We start from the raw sequence: 25,517 nt of genomic DNA on the forward strand, positions 1-25,517 counted from the left end.
ATTTTGGGCCGGCCGCACGTTGTGCTATATGGGAGTGGCCGGCCTGTTCTTAAGATCGGGAGGCGGCCGGCCATGGCGGCGGGAGGCGCATGGCAGAATGTCCCAGACGAAGGCCGCAAAATCCACCGACGCGGCCACGGCCCCGAAATCCACCGAGGCGAACGCGCCGGCGACATCAACCGAGAAGGCAGCACCGCCGCGGGCGTCCGACACGCTGGCGCTAAAGCTCAGTTCCGCCGAATTCACCACGACGCTGTCGCATTTCCACCGCGCCGAGATTGCGCGCATGGCCGGCTGGCGCGACCGCCTCGACCGCACCAGCAACTGGGCGATTACGGTGGTGGCGGCAATGCTGTCGGTGTCGCTGTCGACGCCCTCCGCGCATCACGGCGTGCTTTTGTTCGCCATGCTGCTCATCACGCTGCTTTTGTGGATCGAGGCGCGGCGCTACCGCTTCTTCGACGTCTACCGCGCCCGCGTGCGGCAGTTCGAGCGCTACTACTTCGCGCAGGTTTTTTCGCCGCAGCCCGACTATGCCTCCAACTGGCTGGCCATCCTCGGCGAGGGCCTGCGCTCGCCGCGCTTCCTGATCTCACAGCGCGCAGCGCTGATCCGGCGGCTGCGCCGCAACTACATCTTCATGTATACGATCCTGCTGCTGGCCTGGATCCTGAAGATCACCACGCCAAGCCTCTCGCGCGAAGGCTCTCCGATCGGCTTCGGCGCCTCGCTCGTCGATACGTTCAGGGTGGCGACGCTGGGCCCGATCCCTGGCGTCGTCGTGGCGGGCGCGGTGGCCGCCTGCTATCTCGCGCTACTTGCCGCGGCATTCCTGATCCGCGCCGATGACGGGGAGCTGTCCTTCGGCGACGTGCATGTGTGAGGGATTAGGCAGTAGGCAGTAGAAGGGCGTCCGCGCAGTCTGATTTTCCTACTGCCCAATCCCTACCGCCTACTGCCTTAACTGCAGCGACAGCCCAGTTAATTAAATGACTGTCGCGCCCCAAGTTCGGGTTGACCCCTCACCGGCAGACGGCGACTATCCTTCTTAGAGACCGGGTCACGCTCTGAATCGTCGAAGCGGGCCAGGCGTTTGTTTTTGGGAGGAGATCGCATGGATGAGCTCGAACAGTGGCGCAACATGGCGAGCGCGCCACGGGACGGCAGCCGTATCCTGGTGACGGTACGCTCCTCCGAACAGGGACCGGCCGAGGTCGACATGGCCTACTGGTCGCGCGCCGACCAGTTCGGCGAGGAAGGCTGGCGGGCGTCGGACTCCTCGCCCGGCCGTATCGTCGAATACGCCGAACCGGAGTTGCGGTGCTGGATGGCGCTGCCTTCCGCCGGGCGCGGCTCGATGCCGACGCCCTGGGAAGGCGATGACGTGCCGCTGGTGGATGGCGAGGGGATTTAGGCGGGGCGCCTTCTCCCCCTGTGGGAGAAGGTGGATCGGCGCGCAGCGCCGAGACGGATGAGGGGTGTTCCAGCGGAGTGAGACGTCGGCGTTCCCTGGAACACCCTTCATCCGACCTCGCTCCGCGAGGCCACCTTCTCCCACACGGGGAGAAGGGGAAGCCTAGTTCTCAGAACAAAAACGCCGCCGTGGCCGGATCAGGCCCGGTGCGGCCGTCGGCGGAATCCAGGCCACGGATGGTCGCCATGTCCTCGCCATCCAGCTCGAAACCGAAGACATCGAAATTGCCGGCGATGCGCTCCTGGTGGATCGACTTCGGGATGACGATCAGCCCTTCCTGCAAATGCCAGCGGATGATCACCTGCGCCACCGACTTGCCGTGCTTCTTCGCCAGCTTCTCCAGCATCGGGTCGGCCAGCAGCCGGCCACTGCCCAGCGGACTCCAGCTCTCGATATGGATGTTGTGCTTCTTGTGGAACTCTCTGCTGTCGCGTTGCTGGAAGCGCGGATGCAGTTCGATCTGGTTGACGACCGGCGTCACGCCGGTCTCGCCGATGATGCGCTCCAGATGATCCTGGTTGAAGTTCGAGACGCCGACCGACTTGATGCGCCCGGCCTGCTTTAGCTCGACCAGCGTCTTCCAGGCCTCGACATATTTGTTCTGGCTGGGCACCGGCCAGTGGATGAGGAAGAGGTCGATCTGGTCGATGCCGAGTTTTTGCATCGTGTCGTCGAAGGCACGCAACGCCGCGTCGCGCTGGTGCGCGCCGTTGCGCAGCTTGGAGGTGATGAACAGCTCCTCGCGCGGCACGCCGGCGGCGCGGATCGCCTCGCCGACGCCTTCCTCGTTGCGATAACCCTCGGCGGTGTCGATGAGACGATAGCCGGCATCGATGCCCCAGCGCACGACCTTGGCGGTAATATCCGGATCGACCTGCCACACACCGAGCCCGATCTGCGGGATGGTCGAGCCGTCGTTGAGTTTGAGCTGTTCGGGCATGGGATGTTCCTTTTGGGAGGGGGGTGCCGACTATGTAGGCCGCGTGTTGCACAATGCGAGAGGAAGAGAACGTTGCTGACTTCATTTCTCGCGAGGGAGAGCGACGGTTTCGGTGCTATCCCCTGGCCTTAGCCACCAAAGGCCGCGAGTTTGCGCCGCCTGCCAAATGCCCTAATGGACGGCGACGCCTTTCCGCTCGAACGCGGCAATATCGGGAAAGGCAGGTTCTTGGAAACCGGGGATCGACGACCGTCAATGCGGCATTGGAACGAAGCGACAGGCCGGGTCGCCGATTGACGCGATGCAGGTTACGATCTGGTCGTGATAGCTGGCGATGCGTGAATAGAGGCCTACCTTGATGCGATTGCTGTTGCAACCAAAGGCGTTGGCAGCGGTGGCGCCGCTGACGACGCCGGCCAGCACTTGCCGACCGTCGGCCATATCGTAGACAAGACCGCCGCCACTATCGCCCCTGCACGCATCGGAACCCGTCGGATTGTTGGTGTCGCCAGCGCAAATCGTATCGGCCACAACGCGATCGCCGTAAACCAGCTTGCCCTCGGGCTGAAGATCAAGCGTCCGGCAAAGATCGCTTGGCTCCGAGGGTATGCCAGAGGCAAATTGAAGTGCCGAGACAGGCTCCCCGTCGGCTGTGGATTCACCAAAACCAAGGACCGTGTATTTGGCCAAGGACCGTTCGTGGCCGGCGGTGTCGAATCCGGCTTCGTCCTGCACTGCTATAGGCGCCGCTGCTGCCGGGGCGTCGCTAGCAAGATGCAACAGCACAATGTCCGCCAGAAACTTCGCCTCCGCCGGCGCGCGACGATAGACATAGACTTGGTCAACCGCAATTGCGTCTCGGAAACCGAAAGGTGCGGCCTCCCCGCAGGCGATCCGGCAACGTCTCCTCGAAGGGACGGCCAACTCGCCCTTCAGTCGGCCTGCCTCGCCCCGAAGCGCAGCCCATCCATCAAAAGCTTCACCAGCCTCCCCGAGCGCTCGCGCCAATCGGGCGTGTTCGGTGCCGAGTAGATGCCGCCCAGCGCGTGCATGACGTCGGAGGCGTCGACGTCGGCGCGGATTTTTCCCGAGGCGGCGGCAGCTTCGATCAGGCTTCGCATCGCGCCGGAGACGCGGCCGGAGGTGTCGGAGAACAGCGTCGAGTTGGTGGTAAGCAACAGGCGCAGGCTGGTGGCAAGGCCGCGCTTGGTGGCGATGTAGTCGACGAAGCGCTGCATCCAGAGTTCCAGCGCGACATCGGCCGGATGCTCGCGCGCAAGCTCCTCGGCTGCATGGCAGAGGCCTTCGACCTCACGGCGGTAGACCACTTCGACCAGATGCTCGCGGGTCGGGAAGTGGCGATAGAGCGTGCCGATGCCGACCCCCGCCCGCTTGGCAATCTCCTCCAGGGAAGCGTCGACGCCGTCGCTCGCAAACATTTGCGCCGCCACCTCGACCAGCCTGTCGCGGTTGCGCTGCGCATCGGCGCGCAACGGCTTTTGCGCCGGCGCGTCGCGCATCGCTTCGGTGGTCATTTCCTGGTCGGGCACTTTTTTCTCCACCAACGCAATATGGGGGGTTGAACCATGGCTGGCCAGACCCCAGTTAAATAAACGGAGGCACCTCCGTTTTAGTGGAGTGCTTTTATCATATAACCAGGGGAAGCGGTATGTCACGTAGAGAAGGACGGGAAGCTTTGCCTGATCGCTGGAGACAGAGGCATTCTTCGACGCCTGTGGTTGGCAAACCCGCTCGTGACTTCGTCATCCTAGGGCGAAGCAAGGAGCGGAGCGACGCGGCGCAGACCCTAGGATCCATGCCATACCCTGCGAGCGCGGCTACGGTGCAGAATTCTGGCCCGCCGCGTCCTTCGGCAAACGTCACGGCATGGATCCTCGGGTCAAGCCCGAGGATGACGAACGCGAAGGTCGCCTCCCCGCAACCCTTTACCCTTGCCCCTCTCCTGCCAAGCCCCATTTCCATCCGCTCAAGCGTCCAGCAATCGGAGCCCGACGCCCCATGAATGACCAAGTCACCATCAGTCCCACCACGCTTTCCCTCCATCTCACCATCAACGGCCGAGACCATGCGCTCGAAATCGAGCCGCGCGTGACGCTGCTCGACGCGCTGCGCGACAGGCTGCACCTCACGGGCACCAAGAAGGGCTGCGACCAGGGCCAGTGCGGCGCCTGCACCGTGCATGTCGACGGCGAGCGCGTGCTCGCCTGCCTGACGCTCGCCGCCCAGGTCGAGGGCCGCACGATCACCACCATCGAGGGGCTGGCCGACGAGGACGGCACGCTCAACGCCGTGCAGGCCGCGTTCCTCGAGCAGGACGCCTTCCAGTGCGGCTATTGCACGCCGGGGCAGATCATGTCGGCGGTGGCCTGCATCCGCGAGGGCCATGCCGGTTCGGATGAGGAGATCCGCGAATACATGGCCGGCAATCTTTGCCGCTGCGGCGCCTATCCCAACATCGTCGCCGCCGTCCGCCAGGCCGCACAGGAGCTGCGCTCATGAGAGATTTTTCCTACCTCCGCGCCGACAGCGTGGAAGCGGCGCGTAACGCCGCCGCCCTACCCGGCGCCATGCTGCTTGCCGGCGGCACGACGCTCATCGACCTCGCCAAATGCGGCGTCGCCGAACCGTCGACCGTCATCGACATCAGCCATATCGAGGGGCTTGCCGCCATCGACGTCACTACCGACCGCGCCGCCATCGGCGCGCTGGCGAAGATGAGCCATGTCGCCGACAACGCCGAGATAAAAAGCTATTTCCCTGCAGTGTCGGAAGCGCTCTGGCAGGCCGCGTCGGCGCAGCTGCGCAACATGGCGACCATCGGCGGCAATCTGATGCAGCGCACGCGCTGCCCTTACTTTCGCGATCCGCAAAACTTCCCGGCCTGCAACAAACGCGCGCCCGGCAGCGGCTGCTCGGCGATCGGCGGCGTGACGCGCGGCCATGCCGTGCTTGGCGTGAGCGAAGCCTGCATCGCCACCTATCCGGGGGATCTCGCCGTAGCTCTCATCGCCTTCGACGCCGAGGTCGATCTCGGCGAGCGCAAGCTCAAGGTCGAGGACTTCTTCCTTGCACCTGGCGCCACTGCCGAGCAGGAGCACGACATCCGCCCCGGCGAGGTGATCACGGCCATCGAAATCCCCGGCTCGGCCGCGGCCAGGCGCTCGACCTACATCAAGGTGCGCGACCGCCAGTCCTATGAATTCGCGGCGGCAAGTGCCGCCGTCGGACTGGAGCTTGAAGGCGACGGTCGCACCGTCCGCGACATCCGCGTCGCACTTGGCGGCGTCGCAACGAAGCCGTGGCGGGCGCGTGCCGTCGAGGACGCGCTGAAGGGTAAGGCGCTCGACGAAGAAACGGTCCGCAAGGCGAGCGAGCTCGCCATGGCGGGCGCCGTCGACCATGGCGCCAACCACTATAAGATTGCGCTGGCGCCGCGCGTGATTGCGCGCGCCATCCTCAAATTGGGAGAGACGGCATGACCGTTCATGACATGAAACACGCAGCGTCCGACAGCGCGCGGCTCGAGGCGGTCGGTGGGCGGCTGTCACGCGTCGACGGCCCGGCCAAGATCACCGGTGCCGCCCACTACGCCGTCGAGCAGCAGCTCGAAGGGCTGACGCATGCGGTGCTGGTCGGCGCGACCATCGCCGCGGGCAAGGTGAGCGGCATCGACACGCGCGCGGCCGAAACCGCGCCGGGCGTGCTCGCCGTGCTGACGCCCGACACCATCATGCCGCTGAACGGCGCGTCGGACTGGTTCGGCAACCCCTCGCCGCAGCCGACCTTCCTGCCGCTCGTGCGCGAGGTCACCTTTTCCGGCCAGCATGTCGCGGCGGTGGTGGCCGAGACATTCGAGCAGGCGGTGGCGGCGGCCGCGCTCGTCAAGGTCTGGTATGACGAGATGCCGGCCATCGTCGATTTGAGCGACGGCAAGGCGGGTGACGGCATTCCGATCGACGCCATGACCAAGGAATGGGGCGACGCGCAAGCGGCCTTCGCTGCCGCGCCGGTGCGCATCTGCGCGGCCTACAACACGCCGCGCGAATTCCAGGCGGCGATGGAGCCGCACGGGCTGATCGCCCGATGGGAAGGCGACGAGCTGACCGTCTGGGAGCCGAGCCAGTGGCTGGACGGCATGGCGCGCACCTATGCCGAGTGGTTTTCCGTGCCGTTCGAGAATGTGCGGCTGGTCTCACCTTATATCGGCGGCGGCTTCGGCTCCAAGGCGCTGGCCCTGGCGCACAGCGCGGTGGCGGCGGCCGCAGCCAGGATGCTCGGGCGCCCGGTGAAGCTGGTGCTCAACCGGCCGCAGAATTTTACCTCCTATGGCGGCCGCGCCGCGACACGGCAGACGGTGGCGATCGGCGCCGACAGGGATGGCAAGATACAGTCGATCGTGCATCGCGGCGTCAACGAGACGGCGGTCGACGGCATGTGGGTCGAGCCGCTCGGCTCGGTCACCTCCATCATGTACGCCACGCCCAACTTCTCCTCGAAGCAGAATGTCGTGCGGGTCAACACGGTGGTGCCGGGCGCCAAGCGCGCGCCGGGCGAGAACCCGAGCGCCTTCGGCATCGAATGCGCCATCGACGAGCTTGCGCATGAGCTTGGTATCGATCCGCTGGAGATGCGGCTGATCAACTATGCCGAACAGGACCCGCATGCGAAGAAGGCGTGGTCGACGCGCCAGCTGCGCGAAGCCTTCGCCGCCGGCGCCGAAGCCTTCGGCTGGGCCAAGCGCTCGCCCCAGCCGCGCGCGATGCGCGACGGCCACCAGTTGATCGGCTGGGGCGTGGCGGCCGGCACCTATCCGGTGCGGCGCGCCCATGGCGAGGCAGTGGTGAGGATCATGGCCGACGGTTCTGTCGTGGTCGAAAGCTCCTCCATCGACATGGGCCAGGGCACCTACACAATCCTGGCGCAGACCGCCGCCGAGACGCTCGGCGTGCCGGTTGAGCGGGTCTCTGTGAAGCTCGGAGATTCCCACTTTGCCCGTGCCGGCGTCACCGGCGGCTCGCGGCTTGCCGGCGTCATGACCGGCGCCGTCTACAAGGCCGCCGGCCAGGCGCTGGACGAGCTGATCGGGCTGGCGCTTTCCGACACGCGCTCGCCGTTCCAGAAGCTGCAGGCGAACACGCTGCAAGTGCGGGACGGCCGCATCGCCTCGCCGCGCGGCGAAGGGCCGGAGATCACGATCGCCGAATTGATGAGCGCCGTCGGCCGCGACCATATCGAGGCCAAGGGCGACACGCTGCCGGCAAGCACGACGCCGGAGGAGCGCTACAAGAACTACACCACGATCGCCATGTCGATCCCGCACACCGAAGGCGAGTACTCGCGCCATTCCTGGTGCGCGCATTTCGTCGAGGTCAGGGTGGACGAGGATTTCGGCACGGTGCGCGTCTCGCGCGTGGTGTCGGCGCTGGATTCAGGCCGGCTCTATAACCCCAAGCTCGCGGAAAGCCAGTGGAAGGGCGGCATCATCATGGGCATCGGCCAGGCGCTGCTCGAGGAAGGCGTCGTCGACCGCCGCCATGGCCGCATCGTCAACGGCAATTTCGCCGACTACATGCTGCCGACCAATGCCGACATCCCCGATATCCAGACGATCTCGGTCGGCATCCCGGACCCACACTCCTCCGCGCTTGGTGGCAAGGGCGTGGGGGAACTCGCGATCGTCGGGATTGCGCCGGCGATTGCCAACGCGGTGTTCCACGCGACGGGGAAGCGGGTGCGGGACCTGCCGATCACGCTGGAGAAGTTGATCTGAGATGTCGACGCGAGGCACCCCCTCTGCCCGGCAGGGCAGAGGGGGTGCCTCGCGTCAGCCTCTCGGTCGATCCCCCCTGCAAAGTGCCCTACCCGCCGACAGTTTCGCACCGCTTGTCAGCCGTGAGTGCCCGGCTAGGGAACACGCCCTGCGTCGGCTGCGTTGCAACGAAGCACTCCACGACATGGAGGATGGAAAATGGCGAGCGCAGCCGACCGCGATCCGCGGCACCACACCCAGAAAATGCAGAAAGCATTCCAGCAGGTTCAAGACCACCTGCGGGAAGACATCACAAAGGTCGACGAGCCCCAACTGAAGGCGATGTTCGAAACGTCGGCGGAGGTCCTGGGCGGCTTGATCAAGGCATTCCGGGATTATGAGCAGAAGAACGAGGCAGCCTGGCGGTAATCCTGCTAGAGTGCTTCACCGTTAGAAGGCGAGACGATGTCCGCGACCGTAAACGTCCGATACATGGTCAACGACGTCGATGATGCCGTGGCCTGGCATACGAAACACTTAGGCTTCAAGCAGCTTTCGAACCATGCACCGGCCTTCGCAGACGTCACGCGGGGAGCACTTCGGTTGCTGCTGAGCGGTCCGACCAGTTCGGCGGGCAGGCCGATGCCCGATGGCGAGCGGCCAGGCCCGGGAGGCTGGAACCGCATCCACCTGATCGTCGAGGATCTCGCGGCGGAGGTTGCGCGGCTGCAGGCAGCGGGCCTCAGCTTCCGCAATGAAATCGTGACGGGTCCAGGCGGCTCGCAAATTCTGCTGGTCGATCCTTCCGGCAATCTGGTGGAACTTTTCCAGCCGGCCCAGGCCCGGTGACCGCAATCCCACGTCGTGACGGGTAAGTACGTGGCGAACTGGCAATCGTGGGCATCGCGCCGACGATTGCCTATTCGGTGTTCGATGCGACGGGGAAAAGGGTAAAGGATTTGCAGATAACGCTGGAGGGGTTGATTTAGGTTGAGCGCGTGATCTCCCCCTTGCGGGGGAGATCAGCCGTCACATCGGCTTTCGCTAATCTCCAACCCATCAAGTACTGTCAGAGCTTCATTTGCCCTGTATGCTTCACCGCATCACGAGGGGGAACGATCATGAAACGCGCGCTGACAACACTCATCCTGGCACTGCTCACCACCCTGCCCGCCCACGCCGCCTCCTGCTCGTGGTCCGCCAAGATGGAGGAGGACGAGGGCGGCAGTGTGATGACGGCTTCGGTGTGCGGTGGGCCGAAGGGGGATGCGCATCTGATGCTGACCTGCTTCGAGAGGCCGATGCTGAGCTACGACCTCGGCGCCGCTGGCGGGCAGCTGGAGCCCGGCATCAGCGGCTCCTTCACCTTCAGGGCCGGCGACAAGAGCCTGACCAAAAAGCTCGAGCTCGAGGCGATGTACAATTACTTCACCACCGAGCTTTCCGGGCCCACCGACCCGTTGCTCGCGCTCTTGCGCGGCAAGGGCGACGTGACGGTCTCCGCCGATAAATATGGCGAGGCGAGCTTTTCGCTGAAAGGCTCCGGCCCCGCGATCGGCAAGGTATTGGCCGAGTGCGGCAAGGGTTCGGGCGGCGAAGCGGATTGAGGACCGAGCGCAGGTGCCCGCGCGTTCCAGCGCCTTTCCCGCCGCGCTTTGGAACGCCTTAGCTTTTCACGCCTTGCGCGGAAGCGGAATCGGTTGAAAGCCAACGTCCGGCTCGGCCAGTCGTGTGGCGTCGCGTCCGGCCGCCTTGGCGGCGTAGCTGGTCGGGTTGTGGCGGGCGGTCGGGCCCGCTTACGGCGACGCCGACGCTGATGGTGACCACCTTGCGTTCGCTGCGGGAATGTTCGAGCGCCCGCTCGCGCACCGCGGCTCTCGGATTGTCGGCAACGCGCCGATACCGATCTCCGATCGGGTCATTAAAAGCGCCTGAAAAGTTGTTCCGGGTTAAAGCCTCCACCCAAGGTGGTTCCGCGGTTGCGTCTTGGCGGGCAGTGGGCAAGGAGAAGCCGCGGGTCTGGAAGCGGGGGCGAGAAACACGCCCCCATGGCGAATCCCATCGCCCCGCACCATATAAACGTGCGCCGGCGATGATTGTCCTCGCGACAAGCGTGATCGATCCCTGACATGCCGGCCAGGCGGTCCATCCCGGTCCGCCGACGCTCCTCGCGAGGCCCGTTGCGGCATCGCGCGACCCACCAAAGGCCGCGACAAGGAGCTATTTCGATGAATCCGATCACCCTTTTCCTGACCGCCGTCTTCGCCCTCATCGGCGCCGGCCTCGGCGCCCTTGCCGGGCCATGGGCGGGCGCGCCGTTCTTCGTTATCGCGGCGCTGATCGCCGCCTCGCTGAAGATGGCCAACACCTGGCAGCGCTTCGTGGTCTTGCGCGCCGGCAACCTGCTCGGCGTGCGCGGCCCCGGCCTGTTCATGATCGTCCCAGTCCTGGACAATGTCGTGGCGGTCATCGACCAGCGCATCCAGACTACCGCCTTCAACGCCGAGGAGGCGCTGACCAGGGACACGGTACCGGTCAATGTCGACGCGGTCATCTTCTGGCATGTGCATGACGCGCGCCAGGCGGCGCTGGAAATCACCAACTACCGCGAGGCGATCGACCGCGTGGCGCAGACCTCGCTGCGCGAGATGATCGGCTCCTCGATGCTGTCCTCGCTGCTTGCCGACCGCCAGGCCGCGGATGCGCATCTGCGCGACGTCATCGGGGCCAAGACGGCGCAATGGGGCATCACGGTAATGTCGGTCGAGATCCGCGATGTCGCCATCCCCGTGGCGTTGCAGGACGCCATGTCGCGCCAGGCGCAGGCCGAGCGCGAGAAGGAGGCACGTGTCATCCTGGGCTCAGCCGAGGCGGAAGTCGCTGCAAAATTCGTCGAGGCGGCCACCACCTATGCCGATCATCCGGCGGCGCTGCAACTGCGCGCCATGAACATCATCTATGAGACGACCAAGGAGCGCGGCGCCACCATCCTGATCCCGACCGGGCTGGTGGACAGCCTCAACCCGGCGGCTGCGCTGGTCCAGACAGGCGCGCTGAAGAGCGCGGCGTAGGGAGATTGCATCCTCCCGACGCATCGTAAAAATCCGGTCCGGCTGATGCGCCATGACGCGCGAGCCGGGCCGGATTTGTCTTCAACGATCGATGGAAACTCAGTAGTCGGAGCCGCCCTCGACCACGACCGGACGATGATGGTGTCGGTGGCCGATCGAACCGGTGACGACGACGGTGTCGTCACGGCGGTGATGGCGGTGACGCCAGCCGCGCTCGCCATTGTCATAGAAGGCGACCGTGCCGTGATGGCGGTGATGCAGGCGGTGGCCCTCGTCATTGATGATGACGGCGGGGCGGTGATGGTAATAATGCCTGTGATGCGTCCTGATGACGACATCGGCCTCGGCCGCGGAAGCCACGGCGGGTGCGGCGACGCAGAGCGCCAGGGCAGCAAGAAGCACTGTTTTCATTGCTCTATTCCTCAATTCCTGAATCATCCCTTCGCCGGGTAAACCGCTGTTCGCCGCTTTGGTTCCGGGCTGATATGCGTCCCGGCACAGCACCGATGCGGCAGGTCAGCGCGACCGGCAACCGGGCTCAGCCGCCCCGCTGGCGGCGAAGCGCCACATAACGGAGGTAGGTCGTGGCCGCGGCGTCGCAGGCGCGTCGCCCGCCGCCATTGGCCTCTACCATCGTCTTGGCCAGCCGCGGCGGCAGGCCGTATTTGCTGGCGAAGAATGCCGGCTCGTATGGCTGGTCTTCCGCATCGTCTGTCGGTCTATCGAGGTTCATGAGAGCTCCCTTCAAGCGCGCGAAAAACTTGCGCGCTTGCCAATGCGAAGCCCTGGCTTTGGTTGCCGCGCTCGGTCCTCTTCGCAAACCTGTCCGACTTCAGTCCGACCGAGCCCTCAGACCGTCGCCCGATCGGCGGAACGAAGGTTTTCGGCTCTCGTTTGCCGGCATCGAATCCGCAGCATCGCGGCTGCCAACTGGAGCAACGGACATGAACGACGACCGCAACAGTGTTCTGGAGGCGCGCTGGCTTCTGGCCGTGCCTGCCTCGATGCTGCTCACCGTGCTGATAGCCGGGTTATTGCTCGGGTAGGCGGGCGATGAACCGCCTCCTCTTTCGCGCCGCCGATTTCCTGTCCCGGCCGCCCGGCTTCTACGCAATGGTCGTCGCCATGGTCGCCTGCACCCTCCTGGTGCCGTTCGGCCTGACCTATGCCTTGTCGGTGGCGGCGATCATCATCACCGGTGTGGTGCTCATCCAGGGCTACCGGGACACCGCGGCCATCCACGCCAAGCTCGACGAGATCGTCATTGCGCTTCGTCAGACGCGCAATGACGTGGTCGGGCTCGAATATGCGGAACCGCATGAGATCAAGTCGAAACTGACGGAACTGGAGATGGAGGCCGGGCGCCTTGCGGCCGGTGAAAGCGTGAGGGATGCAATGAATGAAGCCGGAGCCGCGGTGGGTGGGGGTTCGTTGGGGTAGCCGAGGCTCCGGCTGAAGGGCGGAATGGGCACCGCCGCCAGGCAAAGATAGGCTTTGCGGGCGGCGGCGAAATTACGTGATCGCGGAAGCATTTTTGACCCCTGCGCCATCCCGACGCATCGTTGTCACGCGGCCCGACCGGAACAAACGCCCCGGCGTCACCGTTTGCGGAGATGGTTATGTTCGCACCCCTCGATATGAACGGCGAGAATCGCACTGATCTCCATCGAGCCGCAAGGCTGTCGATGCTTCGTGACCGCGTGGTGAAGCGCCTCGACAAGGTCGAGCGTTCCGCCGATGCCGTCGAGATGGCCGCAACCGCTTTCATCGAGGCCACCCGTCGGCCGACCATCGTCGCTGCGCCATTCAGGCCAGTCAGGAAACTTCAAACGGCGGCCGGCTGGACCCTCGGGTTGTGAGTTCCTGAAGGCAGCGAAATTGTCAGTGAGGCTGCGCGTTGCGTTCCCTGACCAGATCGCGCGTCCTCAACGCGGCATATACCGCCTCGCGGTCTCCGCGATATCGTCCAAGCAATCTCATTGCCTCGTCGCGCTCCAGACGCCCGAGCTTCATCATAAAGCGAAGTTCGCATTCCGGAATCAGAGGCTGAGCTTCGCGCCGCCGCCACCACGTTTCATGCATCGCTTCGATCTTCGCCACATCGGGTCAACTGTCCGGCAGAACCGCTGCGCTGCCAACCGCCCTGCCGGTGGAGACGTTGTAGACCAGCCGTGCATTGGCCTCAGTGACACTGCCCACACTTCTCACTCCCTCCAATCAGCAACACGCGCAATCACCATGGCTACCATCACCAGCGCCGCCGCCACGGCAAAGGTCAATCCCATCCCGTGCGCAACGGCGGCCGGTGCTGCCGCCGCGACATCCTTGGTCCCGACGGCGAGGGCGAACACCGCGCCCATCACCGCCGTGCCGGTGACGAGGCCGAGATTGCGCGAGAGGCTGAGCATGCCCGACACCACGCCGCGCTCGTTCCTGCCGACGTCGGCCATGACGGCCGTGTTGTTGGCCGCCTGGAAGAGTTGGTAGCCGGGTGTGAGCAGGACGATCGCCGCCGCGTAGCCGGCGACACCGAACAGGCCCGGCAGCCAAGCCAGTGCTACGCAGCCGGCGCCCATCAGCACCAGGCCGGCAATGACCATAGCGGCCGCGCCGAGGCGGTCGACGACGCGCCCGGCAAGGATACCGCAGAGCGCCGACACCACGGGCCCGATCGACAGCACGGCCCCTGTCGCCGCTTCGCCGAGACCCAGCGCGCGCGACAGGAAGAACGGGCCGACGACCAGCGTTGCCATCATCACCGTCGAAACCAGTGCGTTCATGGCGAGGCTCGGCGCCAGCACCGGGTCGCGCAGCAGCGCGAGCTTGACCAGAGGCGACGCCACCCTGGCCTCGGCGACTACGAACAGCGCCGCGCCGGCCGCGGCCATGCCGAGCAGTGCGAGGTTCAGGCCACCGAAATGGCCGCGCCCGACGGTCATGGACAGCGCATAGGCGGCAAGCGTGGCGGCGAGCAGCAGCGTGCCAAATATATCGAAACGCCCCCTCGCCTCGCCACGGGTGGGTCCTCTTCCCGATGCATCGCCTGCTGGAAGGAAGCGCCAGGCGGCGAGCAGCGCGACCGCGCCGAGCGCGCCGTTGACGAGGAAGATCGAGCGCCAGCCGAGCGCGGCGATCAGCACGCCGCCGAGCGAGGGACCGAGCGCAGTGCCGATCGCCGACATGGTGCCGAGCAGGCCCATGGCGCTGCCTGTGCGTTCCTTCGGCACCGTCTCGCCGACGATAGCGATCGCCAGCGCCATCATCACCGCCGCGCCCAGGCCCTGCGCGGCGCGCGCGGCGATCAACATGACCAGTGACGGCGCGAGCGCGGCGGCAAACGAGGCGACGCTGAACAGCGCAAGGCCGGCGACAAGCAGCGGCCGGCGGCCGACGAGGTCGCCGAGACGCCCGACGCTGACGATCAGCGCGGTAATAGTGAGCAGATAGGCGAGCACCACCCATTGCACCGCCGCAAAGGACGCGGCGAAGGCCACGCTCAGCGTCGGCAACGCGACATTGGCGATGCTGTTGGCGAGCGAGGAGACGAGCATGGCAAGCGACAGGCTGACCAGCGCGCCCGCCGTCGAATGGCTGCCAGGCGCGGCGCGGGTTTCGGCAATGTCGGCCATGATTTCTTCTCCGTCGTTGAACTTGCCAGGGAAGATAAGCGTGCGACTGATATGGCGGAACACGCAGCGTTTGCACTTGAATAGTGCATTCTACGCCATGTCTTATTGACGGATCCATGCTATGGTCGGGCTATGTCGCGACCCGATCTCAACCTGCTCGTCACGCTGGATGTGCTGCTTGCAGAAGGCAGCGTCGCCAAGGCCGCGCTGCGGCTGAAGCTCAGTCCCTCGGCAATGAGCCGGGCGCTGGCAAGGCTGCGCGAGGCGACCGGCGATCCGCTTCTGGTACGCGCCGGGCGCGGCCTGGTGCCGACGCCGCGCGCCATGGAGCTGAGCGCGGATGTCGGCCGGCTGGTGAAGGAGGCGGAAGCGGTGCTACGGCCCGCCGAGCGGCTCGACCTTGCGCGGCTCGTCCGCAGCTTCACGCTCCGCAACAGCGACGGTTTCGTCGAGAATTTCGGCCCAGCGCTGCTGGCCCGCGTGGCTGAGGAAGCGCCCGGCGTGCAACTGCGCTTCGTGCCCAAGCCCGACAAGGACAGCGGCCCGATGCGCGAGGGCACGGTCGATCTGGAGACTGGCGTGATCGGCGGATCGACCGGGCCGGAGGTGCGCGCGCAGGCGTTGTTCCGCGACCGCTTCGTCGGCGTCGTGCGCGCCGGCCATCCGTTGAGCGAAGGCAAGATCACCGCCGCCCGCTTCGCCGCCGGCCGGCACATATTGATCTCGCGCCGCGGCCTCGACCGCGGCCCGGTGGACGATGCCTTGGAACTCGCCGGGCTGACGCGGAAGGTTACCACTGTGGTCGGCGGCTTTGCCGAGGCCCTGGCGCTGGCGCGCGGCTCAGACCTCATTTCCACCATGCCGGAGCGCTATACAGGCACGCTGCGCGAAGGCTTGTTCAGCTTCGCGCTGCCGGTGAAGCTCACCCCGCTGACGATCTCGCTCCTTTGGCATCCGCGGCTCGACGCGGACCCGGCGCATCGTTGGCTGCGCGGGCTGGTCAAAGAGGTGTGCCGCCTTTCCTCTCCCCCATTTCATGGGAGCGAGAAACCCACATCCTGATACGCCGTCGCGACACCGCGGAACCAACCGCGCGTTGCGGGCGATATCCCTATAATATTAGATATTGCTAACGTATATTATTGTACGCAGGACAAACCGTGTCTGTCATGGAACCCGCGGCGCAGTCAGCGCGTTGCCGGGCGCCTGGGAAACAGCGGGAGGCTCGCTTGAGCGAATTCAGGAAGTTCGCCTGCCCTCGGTGCCTTGGCGCCGGCAAGGTGTTCGAGTGCGAGAAACGGGTGGCCTCGAACGGCACATGCTGCCCCTCCGGCGCGTTGCGCGACAATTGCCCGGGACAACGGGTCTGCTGCCAGGCTTGCAACGGAACCGGGCTGCGCGGCTACAGCGCGCCCTCTGTTCTGCAGGACTGAGCCTGTCCACCCCACGTCACGCGCCTGAGACTGGAGCCTTGCCTTTTATTTGCAATTTCTAATATAAAGACGCCCGCGCGAGAAACGTAAAGCGACGCCCCGGGAGGCGCGCATGAAAACCTATCGCGTCGAGGAAATAGACGGCGAAACCATAGTCGCGGTCCATGCGGCCGAAGCAAAGACGCCTTTCGAAGCGGCTGAGAGGGCGCTTGGCCAGAAAGTGACGTTGCGCGCCGGCGCCGACAGGTGGGTCCGGGTGGTCGACCTCACCGAGCGGCCGAGGCCGGTCAGACTCAGGCCCACCATCTTCGAATTCAAGGCAATCGGACAAAGGAAATAGCCGATCCGTCGGCTTTGAACGCTACGCACTTTTCCTGCAATTGCTTCTTGGTGGCCGCAATTCCGGACGGAAAACCGCTACGCACTTTTCCTGCAATTGCTTTTTTGGCGGCCGCAATTCCGGACGGAAAACCGCTACGCACTTTTCCTGCAATTGCTTCAGGTGCTGGCGCCACCCATCAGGGCGGCGACCAGGGTCGCCAGGAAGACAAGCAGCCCCAACGCAACCCGGTCCAGCCATGACCGCCGTCTGGCAAGAACCTCGAACAACCGATTGGCCATCGCAACTTCCCCCCATTCGCTGGCAACATTCTATCACGTCTTTCATGAGCGGATCATGAAACGGCTCACAGATGCGACCGACGCCGCTTTCTAAAGCGCGTTGCGATCTTTCAGATTCGCTCCATGCGCTTTAGGTTTTTGATTTTACGGATGTCTTCATCCCGAAACCGGTTCCCACTTTCGGGAGACATGCTTTAGAGGGAATCCATCGTCGCCGGGCGCCGATGTTGCACTGCCGAATTGCGCCCAAAAAAAGTCGGGGTCGAAGGGACAGGCCGGCCGGCGAAAAATCAGCTTATTCAAGCGGATAGGCATATATGTGCGGCGCGGCTCGCCGGCCCTCGAAAAACCCGGAAATCCGCCATTTCGGGGCTTCTTGACGGGCCCCCAGCATGGCTGCAAGGCGTGCTTCGGGCGCGAAAAGGCGGCTAAGAAGGCGCTCTCGGGGCGCTCGCCGGCGGCGTTGACAGGCCCCCGCGCCAATGGCACTCCGCAACGACTGGTCACGCCATGACCGTTGCTGTTGGGGACGGACGGGGTTTCAGCAGCTTGGCGGCGGCGCCGGACGGGCGGGCACCTGCGCGGTGTACCGCCCGCTCCTGGCCGGTCAGGCTTCCAGCTTCAAATCGCTCGCTTAAAAACCGCTGGCGCGCGCCTCTCAATCCCGGCCCTGGGGATTCAGAACGTGAAGCCGGAGGATGGCAAGGCGGCGGTCACCGCCGAAAGCCTGTCACGTCTGGCAAGCGTCGGTTTGCAATATGGCTTCTTCATCGGCTGTCTCGACCCGGTCGACGACGAACACAGGAGGGCAACATATGCCCGGTGCCCGCCGCGTCAAGCGCAGACGAAATTTGGCACAGAGGAAAATTTGGCCGCCAAACAACCTGCCGGCGAGCCGATGAGCGCGCCAGCCGGCGTATCTGTAAGTTGATGTTAAGGCTTGAAATTTGAAGGGAGGGCGATGGCGATAACGCTCGACTTTGCGATGGTCCGGGGTTAGCCGGCATGCTGCAGCCAATGGCGGTCGAATACGTCGAGGATGGCTCGGAACTCGGCCGGCGGGATCTGGATAGCGCCGTCGTCGCTGAAGGCGTCGAGGAATTGATCGAGCTGGCGGTCGATCGCTTCCGGGTGATCCAGGCCGATGCCGAGGCTTGCCAGGTCGGCGGCGATCGAACCGCCGGCCGGTAGATATCCGCCCCATGTCCCGGCGCCGGATGCCGCATCGCGCAGCCGCACCAGCAGGATCCGGGTCAGCGACGGCTGCGCTTCGGGGCCGATGACAGCCGAGCCGCACATATAGCCGCCGAGCACGCTGACCGGCTGTGTCTGCGGGAACAGGCACAGGAAGAACTGCGTGTCGCCGCCGATATCCTTGAGATGCAGGTAGAGACCGCGCTTTGCCGGCATCACCGGGCCGACGAGCTGCAAGTGCCCCGTCGGCAAGGTCTCGCCATAGGTAGCCGTCAGCCCGTGCACGCCCGGTCCGGCCTCGATCGACAGGCGGCCCTTGATCAGCTGGCCGCGATAATAAGGCGACAAGGCGCGCGAATAGCATGCGTAGGTCGCGGCAAGCCCGGAGCCGACGCCGCGCTCATCGTGCGAAGAGGCATCGAACTGCAAGCCGGCGCGTCGCTCCAACTCGGCGCTGTCGATGCCGTGGCGGGCTGCGATCGCCGCGGTGAAGGCCGGCAGCTCGCTCTCGGCGATCCAGGCGCCGGGCTGCTCCAGTTCAAGCAGCTTCGCCCAGTCGTCATAGACGCTCATCTGTCGCGGCCGCGCGCGGCCCTGCAGCCATTTGTCGGCGCGGCCGAGATCGAACGCCGTCTTCGGGTTGATGGCGCGGAACGCCGCCGCCAGGTCCTTGCGGGTCACCGTTCCCAGCACGGCCGATGTCAGCCTCAGTTTCTGCGCGATGTGCTGCGCCATGCCACGAATTCCCCGATGTTTCTTCGCCGCCTAAGTGTTTCAGCGTTCCGGCGGGAATCGCCAAGCTTCTCCGACGCTTCTGGCTAGCACGCCGGCAACAGTCTCCACCCCGTCGGCGCTTTATTTTCATCTACTAATGTTACTGGAATTCCAAAGAATTCCACAGCGTTCCGCGCGCGTGGTCTTTGCGATGAGACATGCAGCGCTAGGGTGGCTTCGGGGCCAATTCAGGGGAGCTGTCATGAAAATCCTTCTATCCGCGCTTGTTATGGCGCTTGCACTGTCGCAAGCCGCCGAAGCCAAAACGAAAATCCCCCCGACCGAGGCAAAGACCGGCACCGAGAAGAGCCGGCCGCTGCTCGATCAGACGGCCACCGGCGGCATCGTGCCTTCGGCGGGCCTGCTGTCGAAGGACGCCGAACCGGGCCAAGCCTATCCGCAGCCGCTGGACCTTCATTTCTAGATCAATTCCGGGAGACGTGCTCGGCGGTTTTGGTCCGGAACCGCGTAAGACAAAAGGTAGCCATCCCGGGGGGCCCATAGCCGGTTCACCATCCCGATCGGCGAGGAAAAAGCGGCGGCCGGACGGCCGAACCAACAGCCGCCCGGCCAGCCTGAGGGCTGGGGGCTTGGCGCCGTCGGCGGGGCGGCGCCGCCCGCGCGGATCGCAACGCCATGGTCCGCGCGGGTCAGGCTTGCGGCCGGTCACCCCAGATCATTCTTCTTCAAGCCATTCTTGACGAATGCCCAGCGAACCGAAAAGCTCGGCCGCGGCGCCGCAATGGCGCGGTGCGAGAAGGAAGGCCATGCCATGCCGGGTGCCGACGAAAAGCTAGCCGTGCTCGGCATCGTGCTGCCGCCGCCCTTGAAACTGCCGCCGGGCATGGTGCTGCCCTTTCCCTGGGTGAATGTGCGCGGCGACCGCGCCTATATCTCCGGCCACGGGCCGCAGGAGCCGGACGGCGCTCTCGCCGGGCCGTTCGGTGCCGTCGGCGAGAACGTGTCGCTTGAAGAGGCGCGGGGCTCGGCCCGCAAGGTCGGGCTGTCGATGCTCGGCAGCCTGAAACGCGAGCTCGGCAGTCTCGACCGGATCACCGGCTGGTGCCGCGTGCACGGCATGGTCAATTCGGCATTGCGCTTCACCGAGACGCCGGCGGTGATGAACGGCTTTTCGGACCTCATCCTCGAAGTCTTCGGACCGGAAATCGGCCGCCATGCCCGCACGGCCATCGGCGTCGCCGCCCTGCCTTTGAATTTCCCGGTCGAGATCGAGGCCGAGGTGATGCTTGGGCGGTGAGCATCCCCCAGGTTTCCAGCCCGCTTAACCAGGCCGTGGTCGGCGCGATACGCGGGCGCAGGCCATCCAACCAATGAAAGACCCGCCATGACCGACCCTATCGTAAAAGACAGCAACGGCACGCCGCTGAAAGATGACGACTCCGTGACCCTCATCCAGGACCTCAAGGTCAAGGGCACATCGGAAACGATCAAGCGCGGCACGCTGGTGAAGAACATCCAGCTAAACGGCAATCCCGGCGAGATCGAATGCAACACCAAGCAGGTCAAGGGTCTGGTGCTGAAGACGGAGTTCCTGAAGAAGGCCTGATAGCGGGCCGAGGCTCTGCGATGGCCTATCTCCCCTTATGTTGCACCGCGTTAGATTTGTTGCATTGCGATATCATCCCATAGGGCCGAGGCTTTACCGCGGGCGGGATACGAACGACCATTGCGAGGTTCGTATTCGTGTCAGCATCGGCGCAGGATTTCCGACCCGACATAGAAGGGTTACGGGCGCTGGCCGTGGCGGGCGTGGTCGCCTTCCATTTCGGCCTGACCGCGCTGCCCGGCGGCTTTGCCGGGGTCGACATCTTCTTCGTCATCTCGGGTTATCTGATCACCCGCCATCTGGTCGCCGAGATCTCCGACACCGGCCGACTTGATCTGTTGCGTTTCTATGCCCGGCGCGCGCGGCGCCTGTTGCCGGCCGCGCTTTTCGTCATCGCCGCAACGCTTGCCGCGGGCGCGATCATCTTGTCGCCGGAGGAGCAGGCGCTCTATTCCAAGGGCGCGATGTTCGCCTCGGCCTATATGATCAATCTGTGGCTGATCCGCTGGTCGTTCGACTATTTCGCCAATGACGCCACGAGCAACCCGTTCATCCACTACTGGTCGCTGTCGGTCGAGGAGCAGTTCTATCTTGCCTGGCCGGCGCTGCTGATGCTGGCCGCGTGGATGAAACCAGGCAAGCGCGCCATCATTGTTGCCATCGGCATTGTTGGCCTCGTTTCCTTCATCCTCTGCGCCTGGCTGACGAGCGTCTCGCAGCCCTGGGCCTTCTACTTTTCGCCGCTGCGCGCATGGGAATTTGCCGCCGGCGGCCTCGCATCGATGGTGCCGGCGCGGCTGTTGCAGGAGCGCCCGCTGCTGGGGCGGGCGTTGAGCCTGGCCGGCCTGACGATGATCGGGGTCGCTTATCTCACCTTCAGCGAGGACGCTCCCTTCCCCGGCTTTCTGGCGCTTCTGCCGGTGGCCGGCACAGTCCTTCTGCTCAAGGCGGGAGCGGCCGGCGCCAGGGACGGCACTCCTCATTCACACAATTCCGGACGGAATTGGGTGAAAGCCGCCCTGGCGCTGCCGCCTTTGCAATGGATCGGCAAGCTCTCCTATTCGATCTATCTCTGGCATTGGCCGGTCATCGTCTATGCCGGCATGCTGGCGCCGGAGCTGACGCCGGTCGAGCGGCTCTTCTGCCTTGCCCTGACGCTGGCGCTGTCCAGCTTCAGCTACCACCTCATCGAGAACCCGATCCGTCGCAATGGCTGGCTGATGGCCAGTGCGGCGCGGGCGCTGGTGCCGGCCCTCCTCCTGACCGGCACCGGCGTCGCAGCCGCCTATGGCAATGCCAGGCTTGCCGTGCACGACCTCGATCCGGAACAGCGCATCATCGCCGCAAGTGCTGCCGAACCGTCCACGGCCCGCGCCAAGGCCGGCTGCGTGCAGGACTACCAGAGCGTGACGCCGACCCCTTGCGTGTTCGGCGACGGCCGGCGCCTCATCGCCCTGTTCGGTGATTCCCATGCCGACCATTGGTCGACGCCGCTGATCGAGGCTGGCAAGAAGAACGGCTACCGGGTGGTGACCTGGTTGAAGAACTCCTGCCGCGCCTCGCGCATCAGCGTCTGGTCGTCCGAGCTCAAGCGCCCCTATGCGGAATGCGACCGCTGGCGCGAGCAGGCGATCACCGAGATCATCCAGGCGAGACCGGCGCTCGTGGTCATCTCGGAACTGGCGCTGACCAGCGGGCGCAAGATGGCGGGCCGCGGCGGCGACCCCGCAAACCAGGATGCCGACTGGCGGACCGGCCTACGCTCGACGCTCACCAGCCTGAGCAAGGCCGGGCTCAAGGTCGCCTTCATCCGCGACGTGCCGTTCAACAACGCCAATGTCGACACCTGCGTGGCGCGGGCGCTGTGGCGAGGCGAAACGCCCTCGCGCTGCGACCAGACGCGCGCCTACGCCGCCAACGACGCCATGGCGGCGGTGGAGCGCGACATCGTCGACAGCATCCCCAATGCCGCTTATGTCGACCTCACCGACCGCTTCTGCAGCGCCACCATTTGCCATGTCTTCATCGACGGCAAGCTCGCCTTCCGCGACCAGCACCATATGGCGACGCCCTTCGCGGAATCATTGGAGCCGGAGGTGGAGAAAAGGGTGATTTCGAAAGTGGGGCGCTGAAGCTGCCAATCTCCCCCTTGTGGGGGAGATCAGCAGTTCCGGCGTCCGCGCCCTCACCCCGCCACGACGACGAAATGCTTGGTCACCGGCTCGAGGATCTTCCACGTCCCCTTGAAATCCGCCTCGACCACGAAGGCATCGCCGGGGCCGACCTCGACCGGCTGGCCACCATCAGGGGTGATGATGATGCGGCCGGCGATCATGTGGACGAATTCATAGTCGGTGTAGGTGGCGTGATAGGTGCCGGGCGAGGCGCGCCAGGTGCCGGACATCACCTTGCCGTCCTCGGTGGTGTGCTGCACGGCCGTCTGCATGGTCGGCGAGCCCTCGACCGCGATCCAGCCCGGCAGGTCGCCGCCTTCGGCATGCTCGACGGCGCCGAATTTGAGAATGGTGGGTCTGGTCATCGGTGGGCTCCTGGGTTCGCCGGAATTGGCTGGGGATGGGATAGCCGATAGCGGCATGCAGTGCACGCGGCGATGCGACAAAGCGAGGCGAAGTGGCGACGGATGCCTCCGGCCTTCACCGGACGGCGGGCTTTCCGTTTTCCGGCCAATGCCGGAATCCATAGCTGGCCGAGGCGATAGGCCGTGGCATATCAGCAACGCTTAACAGACATCGCGCAGAGTTTGCGGCATTGAGCATCGCTGTCCCGTTTCGGGACTGGCATCCGCCTTGCTATAAAGAGATTGCCGGTGTCCTCCCGCCGGTCCTGATCGGGGGATCAGGTCTTAAATCTCGCCGGGCCTGTGGGCTTTGGGCATCAGGGTCAGGCCCGGCGAGTTTTCTTTCTTCACTGTCATGCCGACTGGCGTGCGCCCCGCCTTCACTGCGCGGCCTGCAATTGCTTCCGCCGCGACGGCGGTCGGCGGCGGTGGGCGGCTTTCAACGTGACCGCCGCCTTGTTGGAGAGCGCGCCGGTCACGGCGTCGACCATGCCGAAGGCGGTGAAGTCGGCGTTCATGGAGGCGGCGAGGTCTACCGCCGCCTGGGCGTCGTCGTTGCCGACTTCCGACCAGAGCACGATGCCGACGCGCAGCCTTGGCTTGATGCGCTTCAACCTGCGCACCGTGAAGCGCGCGTGCTGGGTGGACTGGCGGTTGAGGAAGCCGATGACGACGCTGTCGATCGCCGCGAGATCGAGGCGCCGGATTGCGGAGGGCTCGAGATCCGCGAAGCTCGCTCGCGTCGCTTCGGCGCCTTGCACCTCCAGCACCTGTGCCAACATGGCTGCGGCGGCATCGTCGAGCTCGCCGCGCCCGCCGGCGCAAAGCACGGCAATGCCTGAACCGTCCGGCAGGTCGATCTCCTCATCGTCGGCTTCGCCGGACTTGTCCTCCGGTTCTTCGGCGGCGCTCTTTTCCGAGGATTTGCCTTCCTCCGCCTTGGCGGCCTCCTGGTCCTCTTCCTCCTCGGCCTCCTGCTGGGCGCTGTCGTCGAGATTGGCGACGAGCGTCATGGCGCTGTCGGCGACCTGCCTGCGCTGCTCGGCGTCCATGACGCCGCGCTCGCGGTCCTGCTCGCCAAGCAGCAGAGCCGGGATCGCCACCTTGCCGTAGAATTCGAACAGGTACTTGTCTTCCAGCATCTCCTCGGCGTGGTCGGTCGCCTCTTCCGGATCGCCGGCCAGCAGCCGCTGGTAGAGTCTGGCATGCGGCTCCAGCATCGGTTCGTTGCCGAACAGGACATCGAGGAATTCGAACTGCGGCACGTGCCGGCCGAGCACCACAAGGCAAACGGTGAGCGGCGTCGACAGCACCAGGCCGATCGGCCCCCAAAGCCAGGTCCAGAAGATCGCCGCCACGATGATGGCCAAAGGCGAGAGCCCGGTGTGCGAGCCGTAGAGCCACGGTTCGATGACATTGCCGGTGACGAGCTCCACGACGATGAAAAGCGCGGCGGTCCACAACAGCAGCGACCAGCCGGGCGCCACGGCCAAAGCGAGGAACAGTGGCAGCAGCGCGCCGACGATCGGCCCGATATAGGGAACGAACCGCAGCGCCAGCGCCAGCAGGCCCCAGAGCAGCGCGTTGGGGATGCCCAGCACCCAGAGCCCTATGGTGATGGGGACGGCATAGATGGCGTTGACCACCAACTGCATCAGCAGATACTGGCCGACGCGCTTGCCGGCATCCTGCAGCGCCTGCGTGGTGCGGTGGAGGTCGCCATAGCCGACCAGCCGGATGAAGCGGTCGCGCAGGTCCTCGCGCTCCATCAGCATGAAGATGACGACGATGATGACGAGGCCGGCGGAACTGAGCGGGCTGATCAGCGGGCCGACCAGGTTCTGCAGCACCTCGAGCGGCTTTTCATGCGAGACGACCTCGACCGGAATCGGCTCGCGCTTCGGCGCCTCGGCGGCCGAAGGCAACTGCGGCTCCTGGCGGTCGATCTCCTGGCCGACACGCTCGATGACGCCGCTGAGGCGCGAGATGATGCCGCCGCCGAGGCCGTTTTCCTTGAGCGCGCGGACCTTGGTCAGGATGTTGATCTGGTAGACGGGGATGTTCTGCGCGAGATCGCTGACCTGCGTGGCGACGACGAAGGAGAACAGCGACAGCGCGGCGAACGCGCCGGCAACGCTGGCGATGACCGCCGCGATGCGCGGGATGCCCAGGCGCTTCAGCCAGGACACGACGGGGGCGATGGCGAAGGTCAGGAGCAGCGCAACGGCGATCGGCAGGAACACCTCGCGCCCGAAATAGAGCGCCGCGACCGTGGTGACCACGCTCGCCACGGTCGGCAGCGCCGTGCGCGGATGCCCCCTGGAAGCGGCAAGCAAGCTCGCCAGCCTTGGCTCCGACGCACCATCCACCCCGTTCCGACGATTGGCCGCCACCATCGAGCCTCCCTGCTGCCTGGCAATGATCAGAGATATTTCGCCGGCGTGCAACGCGCCGCGGCCCGGTCGG

Annotated in this window: 30 protein-coding genes; 19 read left to right on the forward strand and 11 right to left on the reverse strand. The window is 65.2% G+C overall.

All coding sequences use genetic code 11. The features are described from left to right. The first annotated feature begins 97 nt into the window (after positions 1 to 97). Positions 98 to 883, forward strand: a complete 786-nt coding sequence (locus tag LB572_RS05665) for a DUF2270 domain-containing protein (protein ID WP_140807509.1) — start codon at positions 98 to 100, stop codon at positions 881 to 883. A 231-nt stretch (positions 884 to 1,114) separates the two neighbouring features. Continuing rightward, positions 1,115 to 1,414, forward strand: a complete 300-nt coding sequence (locus tag LB572_RS05670; protein WP_140807508.1) for a hypothetical protein — start codon at positions 1,115 to 1,117, stop codon at positions 1,412 to 1,414. A gap of 169 nt (positions 1,415 to 1,583) precedes the next feature. On the opposite strand, the gene LB572_RS05675 is transcribed toward LB572_RS05670, so the two are convergent. From LB572_RS05675 to LB572_RS05685, 3 genes are all read right to left on the reverse strand, one after another. Then, positions 1,584 to 2,414: an aldo/keto reductase gene (locus tag LB572_RS05675; protein WP_140809167.1), complete on the reverse strand. Its 831-nt coding sequence runs from the start codon at positions 2,412 to 2,414 to the stop codon at positions 1,584 to 1,586. A gap of 252 nt (positions 2,415 to 2,666) precedes the next feature. Further along, a complete protein-coding gene (locus LB572_RS05680; protein ID WP_224667025.1) occupies positions 2,667 to 3,338 on the reverse strand; it encodes a trypsin-like serine protease in 672 nt (223 codons plus the stop codon). 8 nt (positions 3,339 to 3,346) lie between these two features. After that, positions 3,347 to 3,949 (reverse strand): TetR/AcrR family transcriptional regulator, encoded by a 603-nt coding sequence (locus LB572_RS05685; protein WP_224667128.1) that lies wholly within the window; start codon positions 3,947 to 3,949, stop codon positions 3,347 to 3,349. Positions 3,950 to 4,433: 484 nt separating this feature from the next. On the opposite strand from LB572_RS05685, the gene LB572_RS05690 reads away from it, so the two are divergent. From LB572_RS05690 to LB572_RS05720, 7 genes are all read left to right on the forward strand, one after another. Continuing rightward, complete coding sequence (locus LB572_RS05690) at positions 4,434 to 4,934, forward strand: (2Fe-2S)-binding protein (RefSeq protein ID WP_224667026.1); 501 nt, start codon at positions 4,434 to 4,436, stop codon at positions 4,932 to 4,934. Continuing rightward, positions 4,931 to 5,914, forward strand: coding sequence for an FAD binding domain-containing protein (locus LB572_RS05695; RefSeq protein WP_224667027.1), 984 nt, complete (start codon positions 4,931 to 4,933; stop codon positions 5,912 to 5,914). The genes LB572_RS05690 and LB572_RS05695 overlap by 4 nt, the downstream gene beginning before the upstream one ends. Beyond that, positions 5,911 to 8,205 (forward strand): xanthine dehydrogenase family protein molybdopterin-binding subunit, encoded by a 2,295-nt coding sequence (locus LB572_RS05700; RefSeq protein WP_140809161.1) that lies wholly within the window; start codon positions 5,911 to 5,913, stop codon positions 8,203 to 8,205. Before LB572_RS05695 ends, LB572_RS05700 begins: the two co-directional genes overlap by 4 nt. Before the next feature lie 198 nt (positions 8,206 to 8,403). Then, positions 8,404 to 8,613 (forward strand): hypothetical protein, encoded by a 210-nt coding sequence (locus tag LB572_RS05705; RefSeq protein ID WP_224667028.1) that lies wholly within the window; start codon positions 8,404 to 8,406, stop codon positions 8,611 to 8,613. Between the two features lie 36 nt (positions 8,614 to 8,649). Continuing rightward, a complete protein-coding gene (locus LB572_RS05710; RefSeq protein ID WP_224667029.1) occupies positions 8,650 to 9,033 on the forward strand; it encodes a VOC family protein in 384 nt (127 codons plus the stop codon). Between the two features lie 272 nt (positions 9,034 to 9,305). After that, positions 9,306 to 9,791, forward strand: coding sequence for a hypothetical protein (locus LB572_RS05715; protein ID WP_224667030.1), 486 nt, complete (start codon positions 9,306 to 9,308; stop codon positions 9,789 to 9,791). A gap of 621 nt (positions 9,792 to 10,412) precedes the next feature. Beyond that, positions 10,413 to 11,255: a slipin family protein gene (locus LB572_RS05720; protein ID WP_224667031.1), complete on the forward strand. Its 843-nt coding sequence runs from the start codon at positions 10,413 to 10,415 to the stop codon at positions 11,253 to 11,255. Between the two features lie 99 nt (positions 11,256 to 11,354). Here the strand turns inward: LB572_RS05720 and LB572_RS05725 are convergent, their stop codons facing one another. Further along, complete coding sequence (locus LB572_RS05725) at positions 11,355 to 11,666, reverse strand: hypothetical protein (RefSeq protein ID WP_140809153.1); 312 nt, start codon at positions 11,664 to 11,666, stop codon at positions 11,355 to 11,357. A 127-nt stretch (positions 11,667 to 11,793) separates the two neighbouring features. Next, positions 11,794 to 11,988, reverse strand: coding sequence for a hypothetical protein (locus LB572_RS05730; protein ID WP_224667032.1), 195 nt, complete (start codon positions 11,986 to 11,988; stop codon positions 11,794 to 11,796). A gap of 320 nt (positions 11,989 to 12,308) precedes the next feature. On the opposite strand from LB572_RS05730, the gene LB572_RS05735 reads away from it, so the two are divergent. Both LB572_RS05735 and LB572_RS05740 read left to right on the forward strand, forming a co-directional pair. After that, on the forward strand, positions 12,309 to 12,695 hold the full coding sequence (locus LB572_RS05735) for a low affinity iron permease family protein (protein ID WP_224667033.1): 387 nt from the start codon (positions 12,309 to 12,311) through the stop codon (positions 12,693 to 12,695). Between the two features lie 179 nt (positions 12,696 to 12,874). Beyond that, the gene (locus LB572_RS05740) at positions 12,875 to 13,114 is read left to right on the forward strand and encodes a hypothetical protein (RefSeq protein ID WP_140809147.1); all 240 of its coding nucleotides are present in this window, start codon (positions 12,875 to 12,877) and stop codon (positions 13,112 to 13,114) included. A gap of 22 nt (positions 13,115 to 13,136) precedes the next feature. Here the strand turns inward: LB572_RS05740 and LB572_RS05745 are convergent, their stop codons facing one another. Both LB572_RS05745 and LB572_RS05750 read right to left on the reverse strand, forming a co-directional pair. Continuing rightward, a complete protein-coding gene (locus LB572_RS05745) occupies positions 13,137 to 13,355 on the reverse strand; it encodes a hypothetical protein (RefSeq protein ID WP_140809145.1) in 219 nt (72 codons plus the stop codon). A 104-nt stretch (positions 13,356 to 13,459) separates the two neighbouring features. Then, positions 13,460 to 14,884, reverse strand: coding sequence for an MFS transporter (locus LB572_RS05750; RefSeq protein ID WP_224667034.1), 1,425 nt, complete (start codon positions 14,882 to 14,884; stop codon positions 13,460 to 13,462). A 132-nt stretch (positions 14,885 to 15,016) separates the two neighbouring features. Here LB572_RS05750 and LB572_RS05755 point away from each other — a divergent pair, with 132 nt between their 5' ends. The 3 genes from LB572_RS05755 (at position 15,017) to LB572_RS05765 (ending at position 16,657) form a co-directional block, all read left to right on the forward strand. Beyond that, entirely contained in the window at positions 15,017 to 15,946 is a 930-nt protein-coding gene (locus LB572_RS05755) for a LysR family transcriptional regulator (RefSeq protein WP_224667035.1), read from the forward strand. A 167-nt stretch (positions 15,947 to 16,113) separates the two neighbouring features. Then, entirely contained in the window at positions 16,114 to 16,317 is a 204-nt protein-coding gene (locus LB572_RS05760) for a hypothetical protein (protein WP_224667036.1), read from the forward strand. Positions 16,318 to 16,429: 112 nt separating this feature from the next. Next, on the forward strand, positions 16,430 to 16,657 hold the full coding sequence (locus tag LB572_RS05765) for a hypothetical protein (RefSeq protein ID WP_140810070.1): 228 nt from the start codon (positions 16,430 to 16,432) through the stop codon (positions 16,655 to 16,657). A 158-nt stretch (positions 16,658 to 16,815) separates the two neighbouring features. Here LB572_RS05765 and LB572_RS34345 read toward each other — a convergent pair whose 3' ends face one another. After that, positions 16,816 to 16,938, reverse strand: coding sequence for a hypothetical protein (locus LB572_RS34345; protein WP_263497842.1), 123 nt, complete (start codon positions 16,936 to 16,938; stop codon positions 16,816 to 16,818). A 685-nt stretch (positions 16,939 to 17,623) separates the two neighbouring features. Between LB572_RS34345 and LB572_RS05770 the strand changes: the two genes are divergently transcribed. Beyond that, on the forward strand, positions 17,624 to 17,869 hold the full coding sequence (locus LB572_RS05770; RefSeq protein WP_181179928.1) for a hypothetical protein: 246 nt from the start codon (positions 17,624 to 17,626) through the stop codon (positions 17,867 to 17,869). Between the two features lie 65 nt (positions 17,870 to 17,934). Here the strand turns inward: LB572_RS05770 and LB572_RS05775 are convergent, their stop codons facing one another. Beyond that, positions 17,935 to 18,867, reverse strand: a complete 933-nt coding sequence (locus LB572_RS05775) for a hypothetical protein (protein WP_224667037.1) — start codon at positions 18,865 to 18,867, stop codon at positions 17,935 to 17,937. A gap of 241 nt (positions 18,868 to 19,108) precedes the next feature. Here LB572_RS05775 and LB572_RS05780 point away from each other — a divergent pair, with 241 nt between their 5' ends. From LB572_RS05780 to LB572_RS05795, 4 genes are all read left to right on the forward strand, one after another. Then, a complete protein-coding gene (locus tag LB572_RS05780) occupies positions 19,109 to 19,330 on the forward strand; it encodes a hypothetical protein (protein ID WP_140810040.1) in 222 nt (73 codons plus the stop codon). 348 nt (positions 19,331 to 19,678) lie between these two features. Beyond that, on the forward strand, positions 19,679 to 20,164 hold the full coding sequence (locus LB572_RS05785) for a RidA family protein (protein ID WP_140810034.1): 486 nt from the start codon (positions 19,679 to 19,681) through the stop codon (positions 20,162 to 20,164). An 87-nt stretch (positions 20,165 to 20,251) separates the two neighbouring features. Next, positions 20,252 to 20,473 carry an alkylphosphonate utilization protein gene (locus tag LB572_RS05790; protein WP_140810027.1) on the forward strand — a complete coding sequence of 74 codons (222 nt, stop codon included), beginning with the start codon at positions 20,252 to 20,254 and terminating at the stop codon, positions 20,471 to 20,473. 137 nt (positions 20,474 to 20,610) lie between these two features. Next, complete coding sequence (locus LB572_RS05795) at positions 20,611 to 22,605, forward strand: acyltransferase family protein (protein ID WP_224667038.1); 1,995 nt, start codon at positions 20,611 to 20,613, stop codon at positions 22,603 to 22,605. Between the two features lie 53 nt (positions 22,606 to 22,658). Here LB572_RS05795 and LB572_RS05800 read toward each other — a convergent pair whose 3' ends face one another. Continuing rightward, positions 22,659 to 23,012: a cupin domain-containing protein gene (locus LB572_RS05800; RefSeq protein ID WP_140810009.1), complete on the reverse strand. Its 354-nt coding sequence runs from the start codon at positions 23,010 to 23,012 to the stop codon at positions 22,659 to 22,661. Positions 23,013 to 23,431: 419 nt separating this feature from the next. Further along, complete coding sequence (locus LB572_RS05805; RefSeq protein WP_263497843.1) at positions 23,432 to 25,447, reverse strand: AI-2E family transporter; 2,016 nt, start codon at positions 25,445 to 25,447, stop codon at positions 23,432 to 23,434. Between the last annotated feature and the right edge of the window lie 70 nt (positions 25,448 to 25,517).

This window comes from Mesorhizobium sp. BH1-1-5 (assembly GCF_020165615.1).
In the GTDB taxonomy this organism is placed as follows: domain Bacteria; phylum Pseudomonadota; class Alphaproteobacteria; order Rhizobiales; family Rhizobiaceae; genus Mesorhizobium.